This window comes from Prevotella sp. P4-67 (assembly GCF_002251325.1).
In the GTDB taxonomy this organism is placed as follows: domain Bacteria; phylum Bacteroidota; class Bacteroidia; order Bacteroidales; family Bacteroidaceae; genus Prevotella.
In genome coordinates, this window is the sequence record NZ_NPJL01000039.1 from 19,389 (window position 1) to 39,177 (window position 19,789).

18 protein-coding genes are annotated in these 19,789 nt (G+C 53.5%); 17 read left to right on the plus strand and 1 reads right to left on the minus strand.

Features of this window, described 5'->3' with window-relative positions:
• Window positions 1–42: 42 nt before the first annotated feature.
• Window positions 43–1,293, plus strand: coding sequence for a phosphoglycerate kinase (pgk, locus tag CIK92_RS06070; RefSeq protein ID WP_094388491.1), 1,251 nt, complete (start codon window positions 43–45; stop codon window positions 1,291–1,293).
• Window positions 1,294–1,601: 308 nt separating this feature from the next.
• Here pgk and CIK92_RS13740 read toward each other — a convergent pair whose 3' ends face one another.
• The gene (locus CIK92_RS13740) at window positions 1,602–1,949 is read right to left on the minus strand and encodes a hypothetical protein (protein ID WP_158214744.1); all 348 of its coding nucleotides are present in this window, start codon (window positions 1,947–1,949) and stop codon (window positions 1,602–1,604) included.
• Between the two features lie 78 nt (window positions 1,950–2,027).
• On the opposite strand from CIK92_RS13740, the gene CIK92_RS06075 reads away from it, so the two are divergent.
• From CIK92_RS06075 to CIK92_RS06145, 16 genes are all read left to right on the plus strand, one after another.
• Complete coding sequence (locus CIK92_RS06075) at window positions 2,028–2,852, plus strand: ATP-binding cassette domain-containing protein (RefSeq protein ID WP_022310217.1); 825 nt, start codon at window positions 2,028–2,030, stop codon at window positions 2,850–2,852.
• Window positions 2,853–2,868: 16 nt separating this feature from the next.
• Window positions 2,869–3,711 carry a hypothetical protein gene (locus tag CIK92_RS06080; protein WP_144289357.1) on the plus strand — a complete coding sequence of 281 codons (843 nt, stop codon included), beginning with the start codon at window positions 2,869–2,871 and terminating at the stop codon, window positions 3,709–3,711.
• A 10-nt stretch (window positions 3,712–3,721) separates the two neighbouring features.
• On the plus strand, window positions 3,722–4,537 hold the full coding sequence (locus tag CIK92_RS06085; protein ID WP_144007686.1) for a hypothetical protein: 816 nt from the start codon (window positions 3,722–3,724) through the stop codon (window positions 4,535–4,537).
• A 13-nt stretch (window positions 4,538–4,550) separates the two neighbouring features.
• A complete protein-coding gene (locus CIK92_RS06090) occupies window positions 4,551–4,913 on the plus strand; it encodes a GntR family transcriptional regulator (protein WP_094388494.1) in 363 nt (120 codons plus the stop codon).
• Window positions 4,914–4,938: 25 nt separating this feature from the next.
• Complete coding sequence (locus tag CIK92_RS06095) at window positions 4,939–5,649, plus strand: ABC transporter ATP-binding protein (protein ID WP_094388495.1); 711 nt, start codon at window positions 4,939–4,941, stop codon at window positions 5,647–5,649.
• Between the two features lie 16 nt (window positions 5,650–5,665).
• A complete protein-coding gene (locus tag CIK92_RS06100; protein ID WP_094388496.1) occupies window positions 5,666–6,925 on the plus strand; it encodes an ABC transporter permease in 1,260 nt (419 codons plus the stop codon).
• Between the two features lie 31 nt (window positions 6,926–6,956).
• Window positions 6,957–8,204: an ABC transporter permease gene (locus tag CIK92_RS06105; protein ID WP_094388497.1), complete on the plus strand. Its 1,248-nt coding sequence runs from the start codon at window positions 6,957–6,959 to the stop codon at window positions 8,202–8,204.
• Between the two features lie 40 nt (window positions 8,205–8,244).
• On the plus strand, window positions 8,245–9,363 hold the full coding sequence (locus CIK92_RS06110) for an efflux RND transporter periplasmic adaptor subunit (protein WP_094388498.1): 1,119 nt from the start codon (window positions 8,245–8,247) through the stop codon (window positions 9,361–9,363).
• Window positions 9,364–9,385: 22 nt separating this feature from the next.
• Window positions 9,386–10,714 (plus strand): TolC family protein, encoded by a 1,329-nt coding sequence (locus tag CIK92_RS06115; protein ID WP_094388499.1) that lies wholly within the window; start codon window positions 9,386–9,388, stop codon window positions 10,712–10,714.
• Between the two features lie 22 nt (window positions 10,715–10,736).
• A complete protein-coding gene (locus CIK92_RS06120) occupies window positions 10,737–11,540 on the plus strand; it encodes an RNA methyltransferase (RefSeq protein ID WP_094386860.1) in 804 nt (267 codons plus the stop codon).
• Between the two features lie 80 nt (window positions 11,541–11,620).
• Window positions 11,621–12,511 (plus strand): patatin family protein, encoded by an 891-nt coding sequence (locus tag CIK92_RS06125; protein ID WP_094388570.1) that lies wholly within the window; start codon window positions 11,621–11,623, stop codon window positions 12,509–12,511.
• 1,225 nt (window positions 12,512–13,736) lie between these two features.
• Window positions 13,737–13,892, plus strand: a complete 156-nt coding sequence (locus CIK92_RS13745) for a hypothetical protein (protein WP_158214745.1) — start codon at window positions 13,737–13,739, stop codon at window positions 13,890–13,892.
• 466 nt (window positions 13,893–14,358) lie between these two features.
• Entirely contained in the window at window positions 14,359–15,288 is a 930-nt protein-coding gene (locus tag CIK92_RS06130; protein ID WP_094388500.1) for an Abi family protein, read from the plus strand.
• 929 nt (window positions 15,289–16,217) lie between these two features.
• Window positions 16,218–16,439, plus strand: a complete 222-nt coding sequence (locus CIK92_RS13390) for a hypothetical protein (protein WP_144289358.1) — start codon at window positions 16,218–16,220, stop codon at window positions 16,437–16,439.
• 665 nt (window positions 16,440–17,104) lie between these two features.
• Window positions 17,105–18,511: an aminopeptidase P family protein gene (locus tag CIK92_RS06140; protein WP_094388502.1), complete on the plus strand. Its 1,407-nt coding sequence runs from the start codon at window positions 17,105–17,107 to the stop codon at window positions 18,509–18,511.
• A gap of 26 nt (window positions 18,512–18,537) precedes the next feature.
• Complete coding sequence (locus tag CIK92_RS06145) at window positions 18,538–19,743, plus strand: aminopeptidase C (RefSeq protein WP_094388503.1); 1,206 nt, start codon at window positions 18,538–18,540, stop codon at window positions 19,741–19,743.
• The last annotated feature ends 46 nt before the right edge of the window (window positions 19,744–19,789 follow it).

A 19,789-nucleotide genomic window follows, 5' to 3' on the forward strand; every position in this document is an offset into this window, starting at 1 on the left:
TTGCATACAGATAATATAACCAATCATTAAAATACAAACGAAATGAAAATCGATCAATTCAACTTTGCCGGTAAGAAGGCAATTGTCCGTGTAGATTTCAACGTGCCACTGGACGAGAATGGCAACGTAACCGACGACACCCGTATCCGTGGTGCTCTGCCCACCTTGAAGAAGGTACTTGCCGATGGTGGTGCCCTCATCATGATGAGCCACATGGGCAAGCCCAAAGGCAAGGTTAAGCCCGAGCTTTCATTGGGTCAGATTGTAAAGAACGTAAGCGCCGCTCTCGGTGTTGAGGTTAAGTTTGCTCCCGACTGCGGTAACGCCAGCGAGGCTGCTGCTGCCCTCCAGCCCGGCGAGGCACTGTTGCTCGAGAACCTCCGTTTCTATCCCGAGGAGGAAGGCAAGCCTGTAGACGTAGAGAAGGGTACACCTGAGTTTGACGAGGCCAAGAAGGAAATGAAGGTTCGCCAGAAGGAGTTCGCCAAGAAGCTCGCTTCTTACGCTGATGTATATGTTAACGACGCCTTTGGTACAGCTCACCGCAAGCATGCTTCTACCGCCGTTATCGCTGACTACTTCGACGCCGACAGCAAGATGCTGGGCTACCTCATGGAGAAAGAGGTAACAGCCATCGACAACGTGCTCAAGAACGCCCAGCACCCCTTCACCGCCATCATCGGTGGTTCTAAGGTAAGCTCTAAGCTCGGTGTCATCAAGAACCTGCTCGACAAGGTAGACAACCTCATCATCGGTGGTGGTATGGGTTATACCTTCATCAAGGCACAGGGTGGCCACATCGGCGAGTCTCTCCACGAGGACGACCTCATGCCCGAGGCACTCAATGTAATGGCTGCTGCCAAGGAGAAGGGTGTAAACCTGAGCCTCTCTGTAGCTACCGTTGCTGCCGACAGATTTGCCAACGACGCCAACCGCAAGGTGGTAGACATCTTCAACATCCCCGACGGATGGGAGGGTATGGACGCCTCTGAGGAGAGTCTGGAGCACTGGAAGAAGATTATCCTCGAGTCTAAGACCATCCTGTGGAACGGTCCTGTAGGCGTATTCGAGATGGAGAACTTCGCTCACGGTACTGGCGAGATTGCCAAGTATGTTGCTCAGGCTACCCAGGAGAATGGCGCATTCTCACTCGTAGGTGGCGGTGACTCTGTTGCAGCTGTCAACAAGTTCGGCCTGGCCGACAAGGTATCTTACGTATCTACCGGTGGTGGAGCTATGCTCGAGGCCATCGAGGGTAAGGTGCTCCCCGGCGTAGCTGCTATCGAGGGCTAAACCAGCATATCCTATATCATTAGTATCATATCAGGCGGAAGGGTCGCAGAGTGACCTTTCCGCCTTTTCTTTATCCCTGCAGTCTGTCCCGCTCCACCTCTGATTCCCCCTACATCGCAGGCAGCCATCCATGTCATTGTTTCTCATGTCTTTGCCGCCGTGGCAACCACGGTTGGCGACGCGTATCTTACGGCACGCGCTTCCGCACCGCTTGATACGAATATCCGTTTCAAACAACGCGCGCTTCCGCACCAAACGTTACGAACCGCCCGAGAGGGTCTGGAGAGTTGGGATGGTGGTCACAGAGATTAACGAATATACTCGCGGAGAAGAGTAGAGGTAGTCACATTTTTGCTGGAGGTCATCATAATTTTGCTGGAGGTCATCATAATTCTGCTGGAGGTCATCATAAATTTGCTGAAGGTCATCATAATTCTGCTGGAGATGGTCACAAATTTGGCGAGCGTGTGCTCGGGGGGTGTGAAGGTGGGTGCGGGGGTGGTGAAGGTGGGTGCGGAGATGGTGAAGGTGGGCGCGGCGGTGGTGAAGGTTGGCGCGGGGGTGGTGAAGATGGGTTTGAGGGTGCCAAGTGTTAATATTGTGTTAAATACGGAAAATAATAGGGTGATGTCTTTGTACTTTGGAACTTTCAACATACCTTTGCAGTGTACTACTACAATGGTACACTGAAACACGATAAACTCGGTAACGATAAAACAACTGATATTAAGGATATGATACAAGTCAACAACATCAACTTCGCTTACCCTGGCACCAAGCACAAGGTATTCGAGCACTTCAGCCTCCAGCTGAAAGAGAACAACATCTACGGCCTCTTGGGCAAGAACGGCACGGGCAAGTCTACTCTGCTCTATCTCATCTGCGGCATGCTGCGCCCCTCTGAGGGTGAAGTGCTGGTAGACGGGAGCAACTCCTGTCTCCACCATCCCGAAATGCTGAGCAACATGTTTATCGTGCCCGAAGAGTACGACCTCCCCCACATCCGGCTGAGCCATTATGTGAAGGTCAATAGAGGGTTTTATCCCAACTTCTCACAAGAAGTACTGGACCAGTGTCTTGCTGAATTTGAGCTCAATGGCGACCCCAATCTCGGCCAGTTGTCCATGGGACAGAAGAAGAAGGTATATATGAGTTTTGCCCTTGCCACCGGCACGCGCCTGCTGCTGATGGACGAGCCTACCAATGGTCTGGACATCCCGTCCAAGAGTCTCTTCCGCCGTGTGATAGCCCGCCACATGACTCCCGACCGCACCCTCATCATCTCTACCCATCAGGTTCACGATGTAGAGTCGCTGCTCGACCACGTGGTCATACTCGACCATAGCGAAGTGCTGCTCGACGCCTCGATAAGCGACATCTGCCAGCACTACCGCTTTGAGCAGCGCCCCACCAACGCCGACGACAGCGACGTGGTCTATGCCGAACCCAACCTCCAGGGCTGCGCCGTGATAGCCCACCGCGAGGAGGGCATGGCAGAGACCCCCGTAGACCTCGAACTGCTGTTCGATGGTGCCATCAATCACAAACTATTCATCTGAGCTCTCCCCCACCATTATGACTACCCATAACTTCAGCCTCGACAGGCTATGTATGCTGCTCCGCTGGAACTGGACCAACAGCCGGCGCCAGACACTCCGCATCGGCATGATACTCTCTGCCGCCTTGGGCGTAGAGTACACATTCATGCTAACCTTCCTACAGCGCCAAGACATCTGCGCCAACGGCATAAGCAGACTGCCCGACATGGTGGGCACGTTTGTCATCGCCAACGCGTTAAGAGTTCTTCCGCTATTCCTCTGCGCCATGGGCACCCTCATCTTCAGCAGCATGGAGACCAAACCCATGCGCGAGCACTACCTGATGCTGCCCGCCAGTCATGCAGAGAAATATGCCACACGCTTTATCCACATCACTCTCGGCAGCGTGCTCACATTTGCCGCCGCCCTGGTGGTGGGCGATGTCATACAGTTTGCCCTCAGCTTTATCTTCCATCCCGGCATCCACCATTCGTGCCTATGGGAGATGATATGCTGCTTCATCACAGGCAGCGGCAAGCAGCAGTTGGCAGATTATCTGCCCCTCCCAGACGACATCGCAGCGATGACTGTTACCTACAGCGGACTGCTGTGGTTGCACTCCTACTGCACCTTGGGCGGCACCCTCTTGCGCCGCCACCCCACAGCCTGCGTGGCATTGAGTCTGATGCTGCTCATCTTCGCCAGCAATACGGCACCCGAGATCGGCATCCTTCCGAGAGTTCTCTCCCCTAAACCGACGGTCGGCGCGACAACCGCCGTGGCCGCAATACTAATCGGGCTGAGCATAGCCAACTACGTAGGGTCCTACCGCATCTTCAAGCGTATGCAGATAATCTGCGACAAGTTTACCAATCTCTAATGAACAATATATGACAACATTCGCTCCCAAACGCATGGCGATGGTGATAATGAACGACATCGCCCAAAACCGAAACGAGCTCATCAAGATATTCACCGTGACGGTCATCGCCATGACCATACCCTTCATGCAGATGAGCAAGCTGATAGACCTGCGCATGCACCATCTGCCCGACGACGCCACGGCGGAAGAGATGCTCACCTACGCCGGCAGCTTCGGCATCTGCTCGGTATTCCTGATGGTCGTGCTGGTCGGCGCCACATTCATCTTCCGTTCGTTCAGAACCAGAGCCACACGCATAGCATTTCTCATGCTGCCAGCGTCCAACGCCGAGAAGTACATGGCACGCATGGGCTATGTCACCCTCGGCATAATGCTCACTGCAGCGATGGCCATCGTGGTGGCCGACATCGCCCAGTATCTCATCAACCTGATAGTCTATCCCGGCTTCAGGCAGTCGTTTATAGTGATGGCTGCAAGCAGCGATTTCCAGCCGGCGATAACCATCAACACCGACCACTATACGCTCAAGAGCGAGGGCTGGGTGTTCTGGCTTGGCTTCGTCTGGGCTCATTCGTGCTGTCTGTTGGGTGGAGCCATATTCCGCAAGCACGCCCAGCCCATCATGTGCATCTTCTTCGTTGTCCTCCTGGGCATCGTGGCCTATATGATGGGTACGGCAGACCTCTCCTACTATATCAGCCTACGCTGCATCAACACGGTGTTCCCCACCCTGTTTGTGGCACTGGCCATCTTCAACCACATCATGGCCTACCGCATATTCTGCCGGCTGCAGGTAGACTGCAACCGAATGACCAATCTCTAAAGACACAACGATTATGACATTCAACAACGACAAAGCCATATACATACAGATAGCCGAGCGTCTGAGCGACGAGATACTGGCCGACCAATATCACGAGGACGAGCGCATACCCAGTGTGCGCGAGTATGCCGTGCTGCTCGAGGTCAACACCAATACCGCCGTCAAGGCATATGAGCTGCTTGCGGCAGAAGGCGTAATCTACAACAAGCGTGGGCTGGGCTACTTTGTCTCTCCCGGCGCCAAGGACCAGATACAGAAGACCCGCAAGCGCGAGTTCATGAAAGAGCGGCTGCCCGAAATGGCGCGACAGATGTCGCTGCTGGGCATCTCTCTCGACGAAGTAAGCGACGAGTTGGCCAGTCTGCTCAAACGCTAACCCCTCAACCCTCTAAGACATTATGATGATACAACTCAAAGATGTAAACAAGACCTACCAGGGAGCCCAGCCGCTGCACGTGCTCAAGGGCATCGACCTCAATATCGAGCGGGGCGAATTTGTCTCCATCATGGGAGCCTCGGGCTCGGGCAAGTCCACCTTATTAAATATATTGGGCATCCTCGACAACTATGACTCGGGCGAATACTGGCTCGGCGGGGTGCTCATCAAGGACCTCAGCGAGACGCGTGCTGCCGAATACCGCAACCGCATGATAGGATTTATCTTCCAGTCGTTCAACCTCATCCCCTTCAAGACGGCGGTGGAAAACGTGGAGCTCCCACTGTTCTATCAGGGCGTGGGAAGACGCAAGCGCCACCAGTTGGCGATGGAGTATCTGGAGCGGTTGGGACTGAGCCAATGGGCTAACCACTACCCCAACGAGCTGTCGGGCGGTCAGCGCCAGCGTGTGGCCATAGCCCGTGCGCTCATCACCAAACCGCAGATTATACTCGCCGACGAACCTACCGGCGCCCTCGACTCCAAGACCAGCGTGGAGGTAATGGACCTGCTCAAGGAGCTCCACGAGCGCGACGGCATGACCATCGTGGTCGTAACCCATGAGAGCGGCGTAGCCAACGAGACCGACAAGGTGATACACATCAAGGACGGCGTGATAGGCAGCATCGAAGACAACAGCGACCACCACCTGGTGGCCAAGGACTATGTGAAATAACCTGACAACAAGCATCATGCGCGAACTAATCAAGGAAATATGGAGCACCTCCAAGCGCAACCGGCTGCGCACAGCGCTCACCGGCTTTGCCGTGGCATGGGGCATATTCATGCTGATATTCCTGCTGGGCGCGGGCAACGGTCTCATCAACGCCCAGATGGAGCGGAGCGAGAAGTATATCACCAACTCGATGGTGGTGATGCCCGGCTACACATCTAAGGCGTACAAAGGCCTGAAGGAGGGACGGGAAATAACCCTCAACGACAGAGACCTGGCGATTACCGGCGACAACTATGCCCAGCATGTAGACCACGTGGGCGGCGTGCTGAGCCAGTACGGTGTCACCGTAGCCTACGGCGAGAACTATGTGGCAACCCAGAATCTCGTCGGCATCTACCCCACCCACGTGAACATCAACAAGACCGAGATGCTGGCTGGCAGGTTTATCAACGAGCCCGACTTCAGAGAGCGCCGCAAGGTGGTGGTGCTCTCACGCAGTCAGGCCAAGGAGCTCTGTCATGACTATCGGTCGCTCATCGACAAGAATGTCAACATCAATGGTCTGGCGTTCAAGGTGGTGGGCATCACCAAGGACGACGAGTCACGCAAGAACAACGAACTCTTCACCGCCTTCACTACCCTGAAAGCCATCTATGCCAAAGGCGACAATGTGGGCAACATCGAGTTCTCCATCAAGAACCTCAAGACCAAGGAGGACAACGAGAAGTTTGAGGCCAACTACCGCGCCAGTACCAATCTGCGCCACCAGGCATCCCCCGACGACGAGCAGGCCCTCTGGATGTGGAACCGCTATACCGACAGTCTGACCATGGCCCAGGGCATAGGCATGATACGCACTGCACTATGGATAGTGGGCCTGTTTACGCTGCTGAGCGGCATCGTGGGCGTGAGTAACATCATGCTCATCACCGTCAAGGAGCGCACCCGCGAGTTTGGCATACGCAAGGCCATCGGAGCGCGCCCCAAGGACATACTGATGCTCATCATCGCCGAGAGCATCATCATCACCTCTGTCTTCGGCTACATCGGCATGCTCTGCGGCATACTGACCAATCAGTATATGGACGCCACCATGGGCCACATGGTGATGGACTCAGGCATATTCAGGGCCACGATGTTTGTAGACCCCACCGTGGGGCTCGACGTGTGCATCAAGGCTACCCTGACCATCATCATCGCCGGAACGATAGCCGGTCTGATACCCGCCATCAAGGCTTCGCGCATCAGGCCCATCGAGGCGCTGAGAGCCGAATAGACAACCGATTACACAACTCTACAAGACCAATATGCGATTAGACTTAGATACATACAAGGAGATACTCGACACCATCACGCGCAACAAGAGCCGCAGTCTGCTCACGGGCTTTGGCGTGTTCTGGGGAGTCTTCATGCTCATCGCGCTGAGCGGTGGCGGACAGGGGCTCAGGGAAATGCTGCAGAACAACTTCGCGGGATTTGCCACCAACGCGTCGGTCATCTGGGCACAGCCCACCACCAAGGCATACCGGGGCTTCAACAAGGGCAGGGAATGGAGCATGGACACCAAGGACATCGTAAGACTGCGCCACCAGGTGCCCGAGCTCGACGTGATAAGCCCCATGATTTTCGGCGGACGCCGCACCACTACCCGTGGCACCAACACCTTCAGCGCATCCACCATGGGCGTCACCCCCGACTATGCCCGTGTGGCTGCACCCACACTCTACTATGGCCGCTATATCAATGACATCGACATGAAGCAGGAGCGCAAGGTCTGTGTCATAGGCAAGCAAATCTACAAGAGCCTCTTTCCCGAAGGAGGTGACCCCTGCGGCAAGACCATTCGTGTAGACTCGACCTACTACCGCGTGGTGGGCGTCAACTACAGTTCCGGACATGCGGTAAACTTCGGCGGCAGTGCCGAAGAGACCATCACGATGCCCGAATCGGTGCTGCGCAAGGTCTACAACCGTGGTACCGCCGTAGACCTGATGGCTGTAACGGGCAAGAAGGGCGTGGTGATGAGCACCATAGCCGACCGCATACGCACCACGCTGGCACGCGCCCACTCCATCTCGCCCGAAGACACCGAGGGCGTCACCATATTCAATACCGAGATCATGTACGCCATGCTGGAGAGCCTGTTCCAGGGCGTGAACTTCCTCATCTGGCTCGTGGGCATAGGCACCCTCGTCTCGGGTGCCATCGGTGTGAGCAACATCATGATGGTGACCGTCAAGGAGCGTACCGGCGAGATAGGCATACGCCGCGCCATAGGAGCCACACCCAAGATGATACTCTCGCAGATAATCGCCGAGAGCATCGTGCTCACCGCCGTGGCGGGCATGAGCGGCATACTCTTCGGCGTGGGCATATTGCAACTCGTGGAGATGGCTTGCACCACCGACGGCATGGTGATGGCCCACTTCCAGATAGACTTCTGGACTGCCATCCTCTCTACCATAGTGGTATGTGCCCTCGGCGCGCTGGCGGGTCTGGCTCCGGCATGGAGAGCCATGAGCATCAAGCCCGTAGACGCCATGCGCGAGAACTAAAAGCATCACAACAACGTAAACAATAAAAGAAAGAACAAATATGAAAAAGTATTCCAAACTGATTGTGGCAGCGGTAATCATACTGGTGTTTATCGCTACCTTCGTGTTTCTCTATCAGAAATCACAACCCGCACCCATCGAGTACAGCGAGCTGACGCCTGTGACCACCGACATCATGAAGACCACGGTGATAACAGGCAAGATAGAGCCACGCAACGAGGTAAACGTAAAGCCCCAGATAAGCGGCATCATCAGCGAAATCTACAAGGAAGCAGGCCAGTATGTGCAGGCCGGCGAGGTGATAGCCCGCGTGAAGGTGATACCCGATATGGGTCAGCTGAGCAGTGCCCAGTCGAGGGTAAGGCTGGCCGAGATTAACCAGAAGCAGGCGCAGGTGGACTACTCGCGTGAAGAGAGTCTCTACAAGCAGAAGCTGGTGAGCGCCGACGAATACGACAAGATAAGACAGACGCTGCACCAGGCCAACGAGGAACTCAAGGCGGCACAGGACGCATTCGAGGTGGTGCGCGACGGCGTATCGCGCAGCAATGCCAAAGCCAGCTCGACGCTGATACGCTCTACCATCTCGGGAGTGATACTGGACATCCCCGTCAAGGTGGGCAACTCGGTAATCCTGGCCAACACCTTCAACGACGGAACGACCATAGCCACCGTGGCCAATATGAATGACCTCATCTTCAGAGGCAACATAGACGAGACCGAGGTGGGTAGTCTGGTAGACAACATGCCGATGAAGATAACGATAGGCGCACTGCACGACCTGAGGTTTGACGCTACCCTCGAGTACATCTCGCCCAAAGCCACAGAGAACAACGGCGCCAACCAGTTTGAGGTAAAGGCTGCCGTGCACAGCATCAAGAGCGGCAAGATACGCTCGGGCTACAGCGCCAATGCCGAGATAGTGCTGGCAGAAGCCAAGCACGTGGTGTCGATACCCGAGAGCGCCATAGAGTTCAGCGGCGACTCTACCTTCGTCTATCTCATCAAGGGCACAGGCAAGGACAAGACCTATGAGCGCCATGCCGTGGTGACCGGACTGAGCGACGGCGTGAACATCGAGGTAAAGAAGGGACTCTCGCTCAAGGACAAGGTGCGCGGCCCGCAGATTATAGCCGACGCAGCCGGCAACGACGAATGATAACCCATAAAAGACAACGAGTATGACGACAAGGATAATCATGGCAGTGGTCGCCGCCTGCATGGGCGTAGGCACTGCGCAAGCTCAGCAGGCGTGGACGCTGCGCCAGTGTGTGGACTACGCCATAGCCCACAACATCAGCGTAAAGCAGATGCAGAACACGCGCGAGTTGCAGGCTCTGCAGCTGAATACAGACAAGAACAGCCGTCTGCCCGACCTCAACGGTTCGGCAGCCCAGAACTTCTCGTTCGGCCGCGGACTCACGGCGCAGAACACGTATGAGAACAAGAGCACATCGAGCACGTCGTTTACGATAGGGTCGACCGTATCGCTCTTCGACGGCTTCCGCACACGCAACACCATCAAGCTGAGCCAGCTCAATCTGGACGCTGCCGATGCCGACCTGGACAAGGCGCGCAACGACCTGAGCATGAATGTGGCAAAGGCTTACATCGAGGTGCTCAATGCCGCCGAGGCCATGACCGTAGCGCAGCGCCAGGTGTCTATCGACTCGATGCAGGTGGTAAGGATGCAGGGCTTTGTGGACAACGGCAAGGCAAGCGTGGCCCAGCTGGCTCAGCAGAAAGCCACGATGGCACAGAGCCAGCTCACGGTGACCACCGCCGCCAACAACTACCAGATGGCGCTGCTCTCACTGTCGCAGTTGCTGGAGCTGCCATCGCCCGAGGGTTTCTCCATCGTGCGTCCCGACATCGAGCGCATAACTCCCGCGCCAGGCAACATCGCCTCGCCCGAAGCCATCTTTGCCAAGGCTATGGCGGTGAAGCCCGAGGTCAGGGCACAGCAGACCCGCGTGGAGGGCGCCGACTACAACATACAGATAGCCAAGGCTGCGCGCTATCCCCAGCTCAACCTCAACGGCGGCTTGGGCAGCAACTACTACAAGACGAGCGGTTACGAGGCAGACGGATTTGCCAAGCAGCTCAAAAACAACTTCAGCCAGTATGTAGGACTGAGTCTGAGCATCCCTATCTTCAACCGCTTTGCCACGCGCAACAACATACGCCGCAGCGAGATAAACCGCGACACCGAGCGGCTGAAGCTCGACGATGTGCGCAAGTCGCTCTACAAAGAGATACAGCAGGTGTACTACAACGCGCGTGCTGCCGAGAGCAAGTATGCCAGCAGCCGCGAAGCTGTGGCAAGCAACGAGGAAGCCTTCAAGCTGACCCAGGCAAAATATGAGAACGCCAAGGCCAGCATCACGGAGTTCAACGAGGCCAAGAACAATCTGCTCAGAGCGCAAAGCGAACAGATTCAGGCCCGCTATGAATACCTCTACCAGACCAGTCTGCTCAACTTCTACAGCGGTAAGGCACTCGATTTCTAATCTTTATCCCACCATCAGCATTATGCCTATCATCAACATCACATCACTCGACCACCCCGGAGTGGAAGTCTTCAGCAGCCTCACCGAGGCGCAGTTGCGGTCGGGGCGATACACCGACAAAGAGATATTCATCGCCGAGAGCCCGAAGGTAATCCATGTGGCGCTCAATGCGGGCTATCGCGCCACAGCCCTACTCTGTGAGCGGCGCCACATCGACGGCGATGCAGCAGCAATCATCAGTCGCATCGGCGACGAGGTGCCTGTCTATACCGGCGACCGCGACCTGCTCGCATCGCTCACGGGCTATACGCTCACGCGGGGAGTGCTGTGCGCCATGGAGCGTCCGGCTCTGCCCACGATAGCCGACATCTGCCGCACGGCACATCGCATCGCGGTCATCCACGGCGTGGTCGACACCACCAATATCGGCGCCATCTTCAGGTCGGCAGCGGCATTGGGCATCGACGCCATCGCGCTCACCACCGACTCGTGTGACCCGCTCAACCGCCGCTCGGTGCGCGTGTCGATGGGTTCGGTGTTTCTCATCCCCTGGACTTGGATTGAGGGTAGCGTGCAACAGCTCAACGACTACGGGTTCAAGACCGCAGCGATGGCGCTCACAGACCGCTCGATAAGCATCGACGACCCGAGGCTGCCCGAGGTGGAGCGGCTGGCCATCGTACTGGGCACCGAGGGCGACGGACTCCCCCACACCACCATCGAAGATGCCGACTACGTGGTGCGCATCCCGATGTCGCACCAGGTGGACTCGCTCAACGTGGCTGCCGCCTCGGCTGTGGCGTTCTGGGAGTTAAGAAAACGGTAACGGCGATAGTTTTCTGGGCATTTGTTGCACATTTACGGGGTAAATGTGTAACTTTGCAAACAGATATACGTTAGATGATTATGACTATAAACGACAAGACAGGACTGGTATTGGAAGGAGGCGGCATGCGCGGCGTGTTTACCAGTGGTGTGCTCGACGCCTTCATGGTGCATCAACTCTATTTCCCTTATGCGGTGGCGGTCTCGGCTGGTGCCTGCAATGGCATGTCTTACTTCAGCCGTCAACTGCGTCGTGCGCGCATATCCAATATCGACTTTCTTGCCCGTTACCACTATGTAGGGCTGCGCCACCTGCTCACCCAGGGTTGCATCTTCGACCGCAAGCTACTCTATGATGCCTTCCCCAACGAGCTGATACCCTTCGACTTTGATACATACTTCCAGCACTCGGCCAACTTTGAGATGGTCACCACCAACTGTCTGACTGGGCGCGCCATGTATCTCACCGAAGACCACGACCGCCAGCGTGCGCTCGACATCGTGATGGCGTCGAGCAGCCTGCCCTATGTGAGCAAGATGGTTACCGTCGACGGCATCCCCATGCTCGATGGCGGCATCGTCGACAGCATCCCCCTGCGCCGCGCCCAGGAACGCGGGTATGAGAACAACGTACTGATACTCACCCGCAACCGTGGCTACCGCAAGAAGGGTCGTGACCACAAGATTCCCCATTTAATCTACAAGAACTACCCTCGTCTGCGCGTAGCCCTAAGCCGCCGCATAGAGGTGTATAATGAGCAGTTGGCATACGTGGAGCAGCTCGAAGACGCAGGCCAGGTGGTCTGCATCCGTCCCGAGCGCCCCTTGGAGGTAGACCGCATAGAGAAAGACACCAACAAGTTGGAAGCCCTATACGAAGAAGGCTACGCCTTAGGCGATAAGTTCTGCAAGGAGATGAAGCCCCTCCCCAACCCTCCCCAGGGGGCGGGAGTTCAATCATGCTGTGGCTGAGCCTGTTCTGCATTAACACATTCCTGCTTGGGGAGAGCATTGAAATGGAGTTTGTAGTGGATGGTACGCACCCTTGGCAACTCTGTAGGAGTTGCTGCTTGCGGACATCTCTTCCATGGACAAGCCATAAACCTCTCTACAAGAGACGTCATCATCATCCCAACTACCTGGGTGAAATTCGAGATGGAGTTTGTAGTGCATGGTACGCACCCTAGGCAACTCTGTAGGAGTTGCTGCTTGCGGACATCTCTTCCATGGACAAGCCATAAACCTCTCTACAAGAGACGTCATCATCATCCCAACTACCTGGGTGAAATTCGAGATGGAGTTTGTAGTGGATGGTACGCGCCCTTGGCAACTCTGTAGGAGTTGCGATTACATAGCCCAGGGTTGAGGCGTGGAGCGCCTCTACCCTGGGTGCCGTGAGAAAAAATGATAGCAACGCTGTAAGTGTTGCGCTTAGCCAAAGGCGTTACCGCAGCGAGTTTTTTCTGCTTATTTATTGTGATAAAATCCAACTGAGAATAACGCCTACGGCTAAACGCAACTCCTACAGAGTTGCTATATTAGTGGGGGCGCATACCCAGGGTAGCGTGCTTCGCCCGCAACCCTGGGCTGGGGAAACGCAACTCCGTCAGAGTTGCTGCTGCTTGCGGGGTGTACAACCAGAAGCCCCTCCCCAGCCATCCCCAAGAACCTGGAGTTCTATCTTGCTGTGGGTGAAGGCATTAGACATTAACATCATTTCCTTTGGGGAGAACATAGGGAGGGCTCAAACAATAGTGACGCAGCCCATTTGGTCACCGGTGCAAAACTCCTTTCAATCAAGGTGGTGTTAATATATCCTTCTTTTCATAATAACATTATTCGCACCTTTTTGAGATTTTTGCCCTATCGGTTTATACACCTTTTTGAGATTTTCTGCAAGGATTGTATCTAAAAACATTCCTGTTTGGCCTCTTTCCCATTGCATAAGCCCCTCCCCAGGTCTTCCCCAAGGGGCGTCTTGCTGTGGGTTAGTGTATTATAACTTGCTACGGGTAACGCCTACGGCTAAACACAACTCCTACATGAATTGGTGAAATTGATAGACTGACCTATTGCGAGTTTGCCAAAAATGCGTTTCAAAAACGGATAATCAATAATAATGTTGGTGTTTAGAAGAAAATACCATATCATTGCAGACGAACAAGAACCAAAAATATAATAAAAAGGTTTCAAAAATATGGCACAAACATCAAGCCAAAGCACTGTAAACAAGATAGAAATGAGACTTAGAGGAAAAGGCCGTGGTTCGATAGTTTTCCAACAAGACTATGCAGACTGCGGAACGCCATCAGCCGTGAAGTCAACATTCCATCTTTTTGACACCTGCCGATAGAAAATATGGTAATCATTTTTTGTACCGGCGTTAGCCGGACTTTTTTTACCGCCAACGGCGGACTTTTTGTCATTTGTGACTTTTCAGCCTGCCATCAGGCAGGCGCGGATGGGGGTGGCGGGGAATATCCGAGAGCTCGCTCTCGAGATATTACACGACACGCACAGACGCAAAGGGCGAAGCCCTGAAAAGGCGCAAATCTTTTTGTAGCTTCTTTGTGATGCCCTAAAACTCAGCGGTGAAGGAACTCCCGCCCCTTGAGCAGGAATGGGGATGGGCTTATCGGTTGGCTACCTTCATTCCTTTAACTTCATATTTTCCTTGAAAAAAGTTTGGTTGTTTGAGACTTTATTGCTAACTTTACACCCGAAAAAGAAGATTCTCGGTTTATACCAAATCAAAGATAACAGAACCCGTCTGCATCCCGGAGACCTGCAGGCGGGTCACTTTTTTTTATAAAACAGGTATGGTAAATCAGAAACCGCATAATATAGAAGAACAGATACGCTTGCTTCGTGACAAGGGCATGAATTTCTCAGATGATGAAGAGCGTAAGGCCAAGGAGTGTTTCTCGCGTATCAGCTATTTCCGTCTGAAATATTATTGGAGAGACTTACTGGATGCAGATACAGATGGAGATTTCATTGAAGGAACCACCTTTAGTGATGTTATCCGGCGGTATGATTTCGACCATCAGCTGCGCCTCATCCTTTTTGACGCAATAGAAATAATAGAAGTGGCATTGCGTTCAAAGGTGATTAACCATATGTCACAAGCCGCAGGTAATGGATTATGGTATTTGGACTCCTCCCTTTTTGAGAACAGTGATTACCATGAAGATTTCGTTTACGACTTAAAATATGAATTTGGAAGAAGTACGGAGCCTTTTGCCAAAGAATATATAGACAGTCATCCCAACTGGGACGAGGAGTCTTTTGACGGTGACAATCCGGATGCGTGGAGGATAATAGAGGTGGCAACATTCGGTACTCTTTCCAAGATGTGTAAAAACCTTAAATCGCAGCTTCCGCAGCGTTCCGCAATAGCCAACGATTTTGGACTTTACTCAGCAAAAGACCTTACAGGTTGGCTTGAGGCGATTTCTCTGATGCGTAACATTGTGGCACACCATTCCAGACTATGGAACAGAACGTTTGGAAAGAAAGTAACCAATCCAAGAGGCTTACGTGGCAAATGGCTAAACTCACCATTGACAGAAAATCAGAAGAACAGGCCATACGGCTTCATCGTGGCAATGCTGTATCTCTGCAATGCTGTCTGCCCCAGAAATAAAATAAAAAATAAGATTCTTGATCTGATAAGTGCCAATCAGAACATTCCTTATCAAAGGCTTGGTTTTATCGGAAATTGGAAGGACGATCCAATATGGAGGTAAAAGCCGTTTGTGATGATTTGCACAAAAGGCTTTTCCTTGAATGGGTAGAAAGCGGGATGTATAAACACAAAACGGTCATTAGGCTGATTTGGATTTAATAAGCTAATGATATAAACACAAAAAGCCATGGTAAAAAAAGCGGCCGTTGGCCGTTCAAAAAGTCCGCCATTGGCGGTAAAAAAAACAGTTGCTTGTAGTGGTTCACCGAAGAGAGCAAGGAAGAAGAGGTGTTATATATCGACAAGAAATAAGGTAATCACTTTTCTACTGGCGCAAGCCGGACTTTTTTTACCGCCAACGGCGGACTTTTGTATTTGCGGCTTTTCAGCCTGCCACCAGGCAGGCGCGGATGGGGGGGGCGGTGAATATCCGAGAGCTCGCTCTCGAGATATCTCCCGACACACACAGACGCATTGGGCGAAGACCTGAAAAGCCACAAATCTTTTTGTCGTTTATTGTGATGGCTTATTCAAGGAATATGGAAACACACAAGTAACGCCTACGGCTAAGCGCAACTCCTACAGAGTAGCCTAGTTAGTGGGGGTAGCTACCCAGGGTAGCGTGCTGCGCCCGCAACCCTGGGCTGGGGAAACGCAACTCTGTCAGAGTTGCCAGGGGTGCGCACCATTTTCCGATGTGTATGGTCAAATATATTTGGGCGGTAATGGACTAACCATGATGGATGATATGCACCCAATGGTGGAATGGTGTGTGGTGCGCATCCAATGATGGGTTAGCCCATCGTGGATGGTACGCACCCTTGGCAACTCTGACGGAGTTGCGATTTCATAGCCCAGGGTTGAGGGGCAAAGCGCCTCTACCCTGGGTGCAAATCACTACAAATCAATGCTACTCTGAAAGAGTTGCGATTAGCCGAAGGCGTTACCTGCAGCAGGACATAATATAGGTTGATATAAACACAAAAAGCCATGGCGGCTGTTGTCGGCTTCGCCTTTTGGGGGTTGTCGGTGACGCCAGTCAGAAAACGAGTTTTCCTCCTTGTCGTCGCCACCATCCCCAACGCCATGCTTTGCATGACGGCAACAGCCGGCATGGTTCAAAAAGCGGCCGTTGGCCGTAAAAAAAGGCCGCCGTTGGCGGTAAAAAAACAGCTGCTTGTGTTATTCCATCTGTTTGACTCCTGCCGATAAAAAATATGGTAATCATTTTTTGTACCGGCGTTAGCCGGACTTTTTTTACCGCCAACGGCGGACTTTTTGTTATTTGTGACTTTTCAGCCTGCCATCAGGCAGGCGCGGATGGGTGTGGCGGTGAATATCCGAGAGCCTGCTCTCGAGATATTATCCGACACACACGGACGCAAAGGGCAAAGCCCTGAAAAGGCACAAATCTTTTTGTAGATTATTGTGATGGTATATTCACGACAAGTAACGCCTTCGGCTAAACGCAACTCTTACAGAGTAGCTATATTAGTGGGGGCGCTTACCCAGGGTAGCGTGCTTCGCCCGCAACCCTGGGCTGGGAAATCGCAACTCCGTCAGAGTTGCCAGGGGTGCGCGGAGAAGCCCCTCCCCCAAACCCTCCCCAAGTGGCGGGAGTCCTATCTTGCTGTGGGTTAGGACATTATAACTTGCTGTAGGTACGCATCTTTGGCAACTCTGTAGGAGTTGCTGCTGCTTGCGGAGAGGGGCGTCTGTTGGTGGTTTCCCCCATATACCTTATTATATATATAGCAAAAGTGATTTTTCCCCGTTTTTGTTTGGTTACGTTGCGCATTATCATTAACTTTGTAATTCATAGGCGGATAGCCGCCTGAATGATATGGATTATAGGACAACAAATAACACATAATACAATGTTTAGCAAAGAAACATATATCCGTCGTAGGGCTGAGCTGAAACGCTTGGTCAAGAGTGGTATCATCATCCTGTTTGGTAACAACGACTCGCCAGCCAACTTCCCCAACAACGGGTATTACCCCTTCCGTCAAGACTCCACATTCTTATATTATTTCGGTCAGCAACGCGACGGCCTGGTGGGCGTGATAGACCTGGACGAAGATAAAGAAACGCTGATAGGCAACGACATTGACATAGAGGACATCGTGTGGTATGGCTCGGTAGACACCGTGGCCGACATGGCTGCACAGGTGGGCGTGGAACACTGGGCTCCGATGAAAGAGCTCAAGACCATCTGCAACGCTGCACTGAGCCAGAAGCGCCCCATCCACTTCCTGCCTCCCTACAGATATGATATCAAGTTGCAGCTGTTTGACCTGATAGGCATACATCCCAACCAGCAGAAGGAATCGGCATCGATGGAGCTGATTAAGGCTGTGGTGAAGATGCGTTCTACCAAGGAACAGCAGGAGATAGAAGAGCTGGAGCGCGCCTCGGTGATAGGCTATAAGATGCACACCACCGCCATGAGACTGACTCGTCCAGGCGTGACCGAGAAGTATATCGGCGGTCAGGTGGACGGCATCGCCCACTCGTATGGCGCCATGGTCAGCTTCCCCACCATCTTCTCGCAACACGGCGAGATCATGCACGGCAACCCCTCGATGGCTGAGCTGGAAAGCGGACGCCTCGTGCTCTGTGACGCCGGTGCCGAGACCATCAACAACTACTGCTCTGACCACACCCGTACATACCCCGTGAACGGCAAGTTCAGCCAGCGCCAGTTGGAGATATACTCTATCGTAGAGGCAGCCCACGACCATGCCCTCGAGGTGGCACGCCCCGGTGTGAAGTATGCCGACGTACACTTCTCCGTATGCCGCCTCATCTTTGACCGTCTGAAGGAACTGGGTCTTGCCAAAGGCGACACCGAAGAGGCTGTGCGCCAAGGTGCCCACGCCATGTTCCTGCCCCACGGACTGGGCCACATGATGGGTATGGATGTACACGACATGGAGAACCTGGACCAGGTGAACGTGGGATTTGACGAGGAGACCCGCCCCAACCTCGAGCAGTTTGGCACCAACTGTCTGCGCATGGGACGCCGTCTGCAGGAAGGATTTGTAGTGACCGACGAGCCTGGCATCTACTTCATCCCCGCCCTCATCGACGAATGGCGCGCCAAGGGACACTGCAAGGACTTCCTCTGCTTTGACAAGCTGGAGACCTACAAGGACTTTGGTGGCATCCGCATCGAAGACGACCTGCTCATCACTGCCGACGGTGCCCGCTTCTTGGGCAACGAGCGCATCCCCTATCATCCCAAGGATGTAGAAGCATATATGGCTGAAAACAAACAATAATCAACAGAATCATAAAACAACAAGAAATGAAAAAAATCATGATGATGGCGCTCGTGGCTATGGTGGCCTTGGGCGCAAACGCACAGGAGAAGAAGGCTGAGAAGGTAAATCCCAACAAGCCCGTATTCACTGTGGTCAAGGAGAATAAGATTACAAGTATCAAGGACCAGAACCGTTCGGGTACGTGCTGGAACTACTCTACCCTGAGTTACTTTGAGGCCGAAATCCTCAAGGCTACCGGCAAGGTCTACGACCTGGAAGAGAGCTTCGTGACCAACAAGACCTATATGGACCGTGCTATCCAGGTAGTACGTCTGCATGGCGACTGCCAGTTTGCTCAGGGCGGTTCGGCTTACGACCCCTTGTACTGCATCCAGAACTATGGTATCATCCCCCAGGGCATCATGCCTTTCCCCGGCAGTCTGTATGGCGACTCACTGAACAACTTCAACGAGTTCTTCACCGTGCTGTCTCCCTATGTCAAGGCTATTGCCACCAGCAACAGCAAGAAACTGTCAAACCAGTGGAAGGTGGGTCTGCAGGGCATCCTCGATGCCTACCTCGGCAAGTGTCCTGAGAACTTCACTTACGAAGGCAAGAACTATACTCCCAAGACTTTTGCTGCCAGCCTGGGTCTCGACTGGAACAACTACGTGACCGTAACCAGCTATACCCACCACCCCTTCTGGACACAGTTTGCCGTTGAGGTGCAGGACAACTGGCGCAACCCACAGTCATGGAACGTGCCTATCGACGACATGGCCCGCATCATCGAAAACGCCATCATGAACGGCTACACCGTAGCATGGGGTGGCGATGTATCTGAAGAGGGCTTCACCCGTCAGGGTCTGGCTTACTTCTATGACACCAAGAAGATGGAAAGCCTCGCAGGCAGCGATATGGCACACTGGCTCAAGCTGCCCAAGGCCAAGAAGACCAACCTCATCGACTCTCTCGGTGTAAACGTGCCCGAGCTTGTGCCTACACAGGAGCAGCGCCAGCAGCGTTTTGACAACTGGGAGCTGACCGACGACCACGGTATGCTCATCTTCGGTATCGCCAAGGACCAGAACGGCAAGGAATACTATATGGTAAAGAACTCATGGGGCGAGTCCGGCGAATACAAGGGTATCTGGTACATGACCAAAAACTACATCGTGGCCAACACCATGGACTTTATGGTCAACAAGAATGCCATCCCCAAGGATATACGTAAGAAAATGGGCATCTAAGAACCATAGCGCATAAATACATAAACGGCAGCTTCTCATAAATTTT

Coding starts and splice junctions, on each gene's coding strand:
- pgk (WP_094388491.1), top strand. CDS start 43: ATGAAAATCGATCAATTCAACTTTGCCGGTAAGAAGGCAATTGTCCGT.
- CIK92_RS13740 (WP_158214744.1), bottom strand. CDS start 1,949: ATGTTGAAAGTTCCAAAGTACAAAGACATCACCCTATTATTTTCCGTA.
- CIK92_RS06075 (WP_022310217.1), top strand. CDS start 2,028: ATGATACAAGTCAACAACATCAACTTCGCTTACCCTGGCACCAAGCAC.
- CIK92_RS06080 (WP_144289357.1), top strand. CDS start 2,869: ATGACTACCCATAACTTCAGCCTCGACAGGCTATGTATGCTGCTCCGC.
- CIK92_RS06085 (WP_144007686.1), top strand. CDS start 3,722: ATGACAACATTCGCTCCCAAACGCATGGCGATGGTGATAATGAACGAC.
- CIK92_RS06090 (WP_094388494.1), top strand. CDS start 4,551: ATGACATTCAACAACGACAAAGCCATATACATACAGATAGCCGAGCGT.
- CIK92_RS06095 (WP_094388495.1), top strand. CDS start 4,939: ATGATACAACTCAAAGATGTAAACAAGACCTACCAGGGAGCCCAGCCG.
- CIK92_RS06100 (WP_094388496.1), top strand. CDS start 5,666: ATGCGCGAACTAATCAAGGAAATATGGAGCACCTCCAAGCGCAACCGG.
- CIK92_RS06105 (WP_094388497.1), top strand. CDS start 6,957: ATGCGATTAGACTTAGATACATACAAGGAGATACTCGACACCATCACG.
- CIK92_RS06110 (WP_094388498.1), top strand. CDS start 8,245: ATGAAAAAGTATTCCAAACTGATTGTGGCAGCGGTAATCATACTGGTG.
- CIK92_RS06115 (WP_094388499.1), top strand. CDS start 9,386: ATGACGACAAGGATAATCATGGCAGTGGTCGCCGCCTGCATGGGCGTA.
- CIK92_RS06120 (WP_094386860.1), top strand. CDS start 10,737: ATGCCTATCATCAACATCACATCACTCGACCACCCCGGAGTGGAAGTC.
- CIK92_RS06125 (WP_094388570.1), top strand. CDS start 11,621: ATGACTATAAACGACAAGACAGGACTGGTATTGGAAGGAGGCGGCATG.
- CIK92_RS13745 (WP_158214745.1), top strand. CDS start 13,737: ATGGCACAAACATCAAGCCAAAGCACTGTAAACAAGATAGAAATGAGA.
- CIK92_RS06130 (WP_094388500.1), top strand. CDS start 14,359: ATGGTAAATCAGAAACCGCATAATATAGAAGAACAGATACGCTTGCTT.
- CIK92_RS13390 (WP_144289358.1), top strand. CDS start 16,218: ATGGCGGCTGTTGTCGGCTTCGCCTTTTGGGGGTTGTCGGTGACGCCA.
- CIK92_RS06140 (WP_094388502.1), top strand. CDS start 17,105: ATGTTTAGCAAAGAAACATATATCCGTCGTAGGGCTGAGCTGAAACGC.
- CIK92_RS06145 (WP_094388503.1), top strand. CDS start 18,538: ATGAAAAAAATCATGATGATGGCGCTCGTGGCTATGGTGGCCTTGGGC.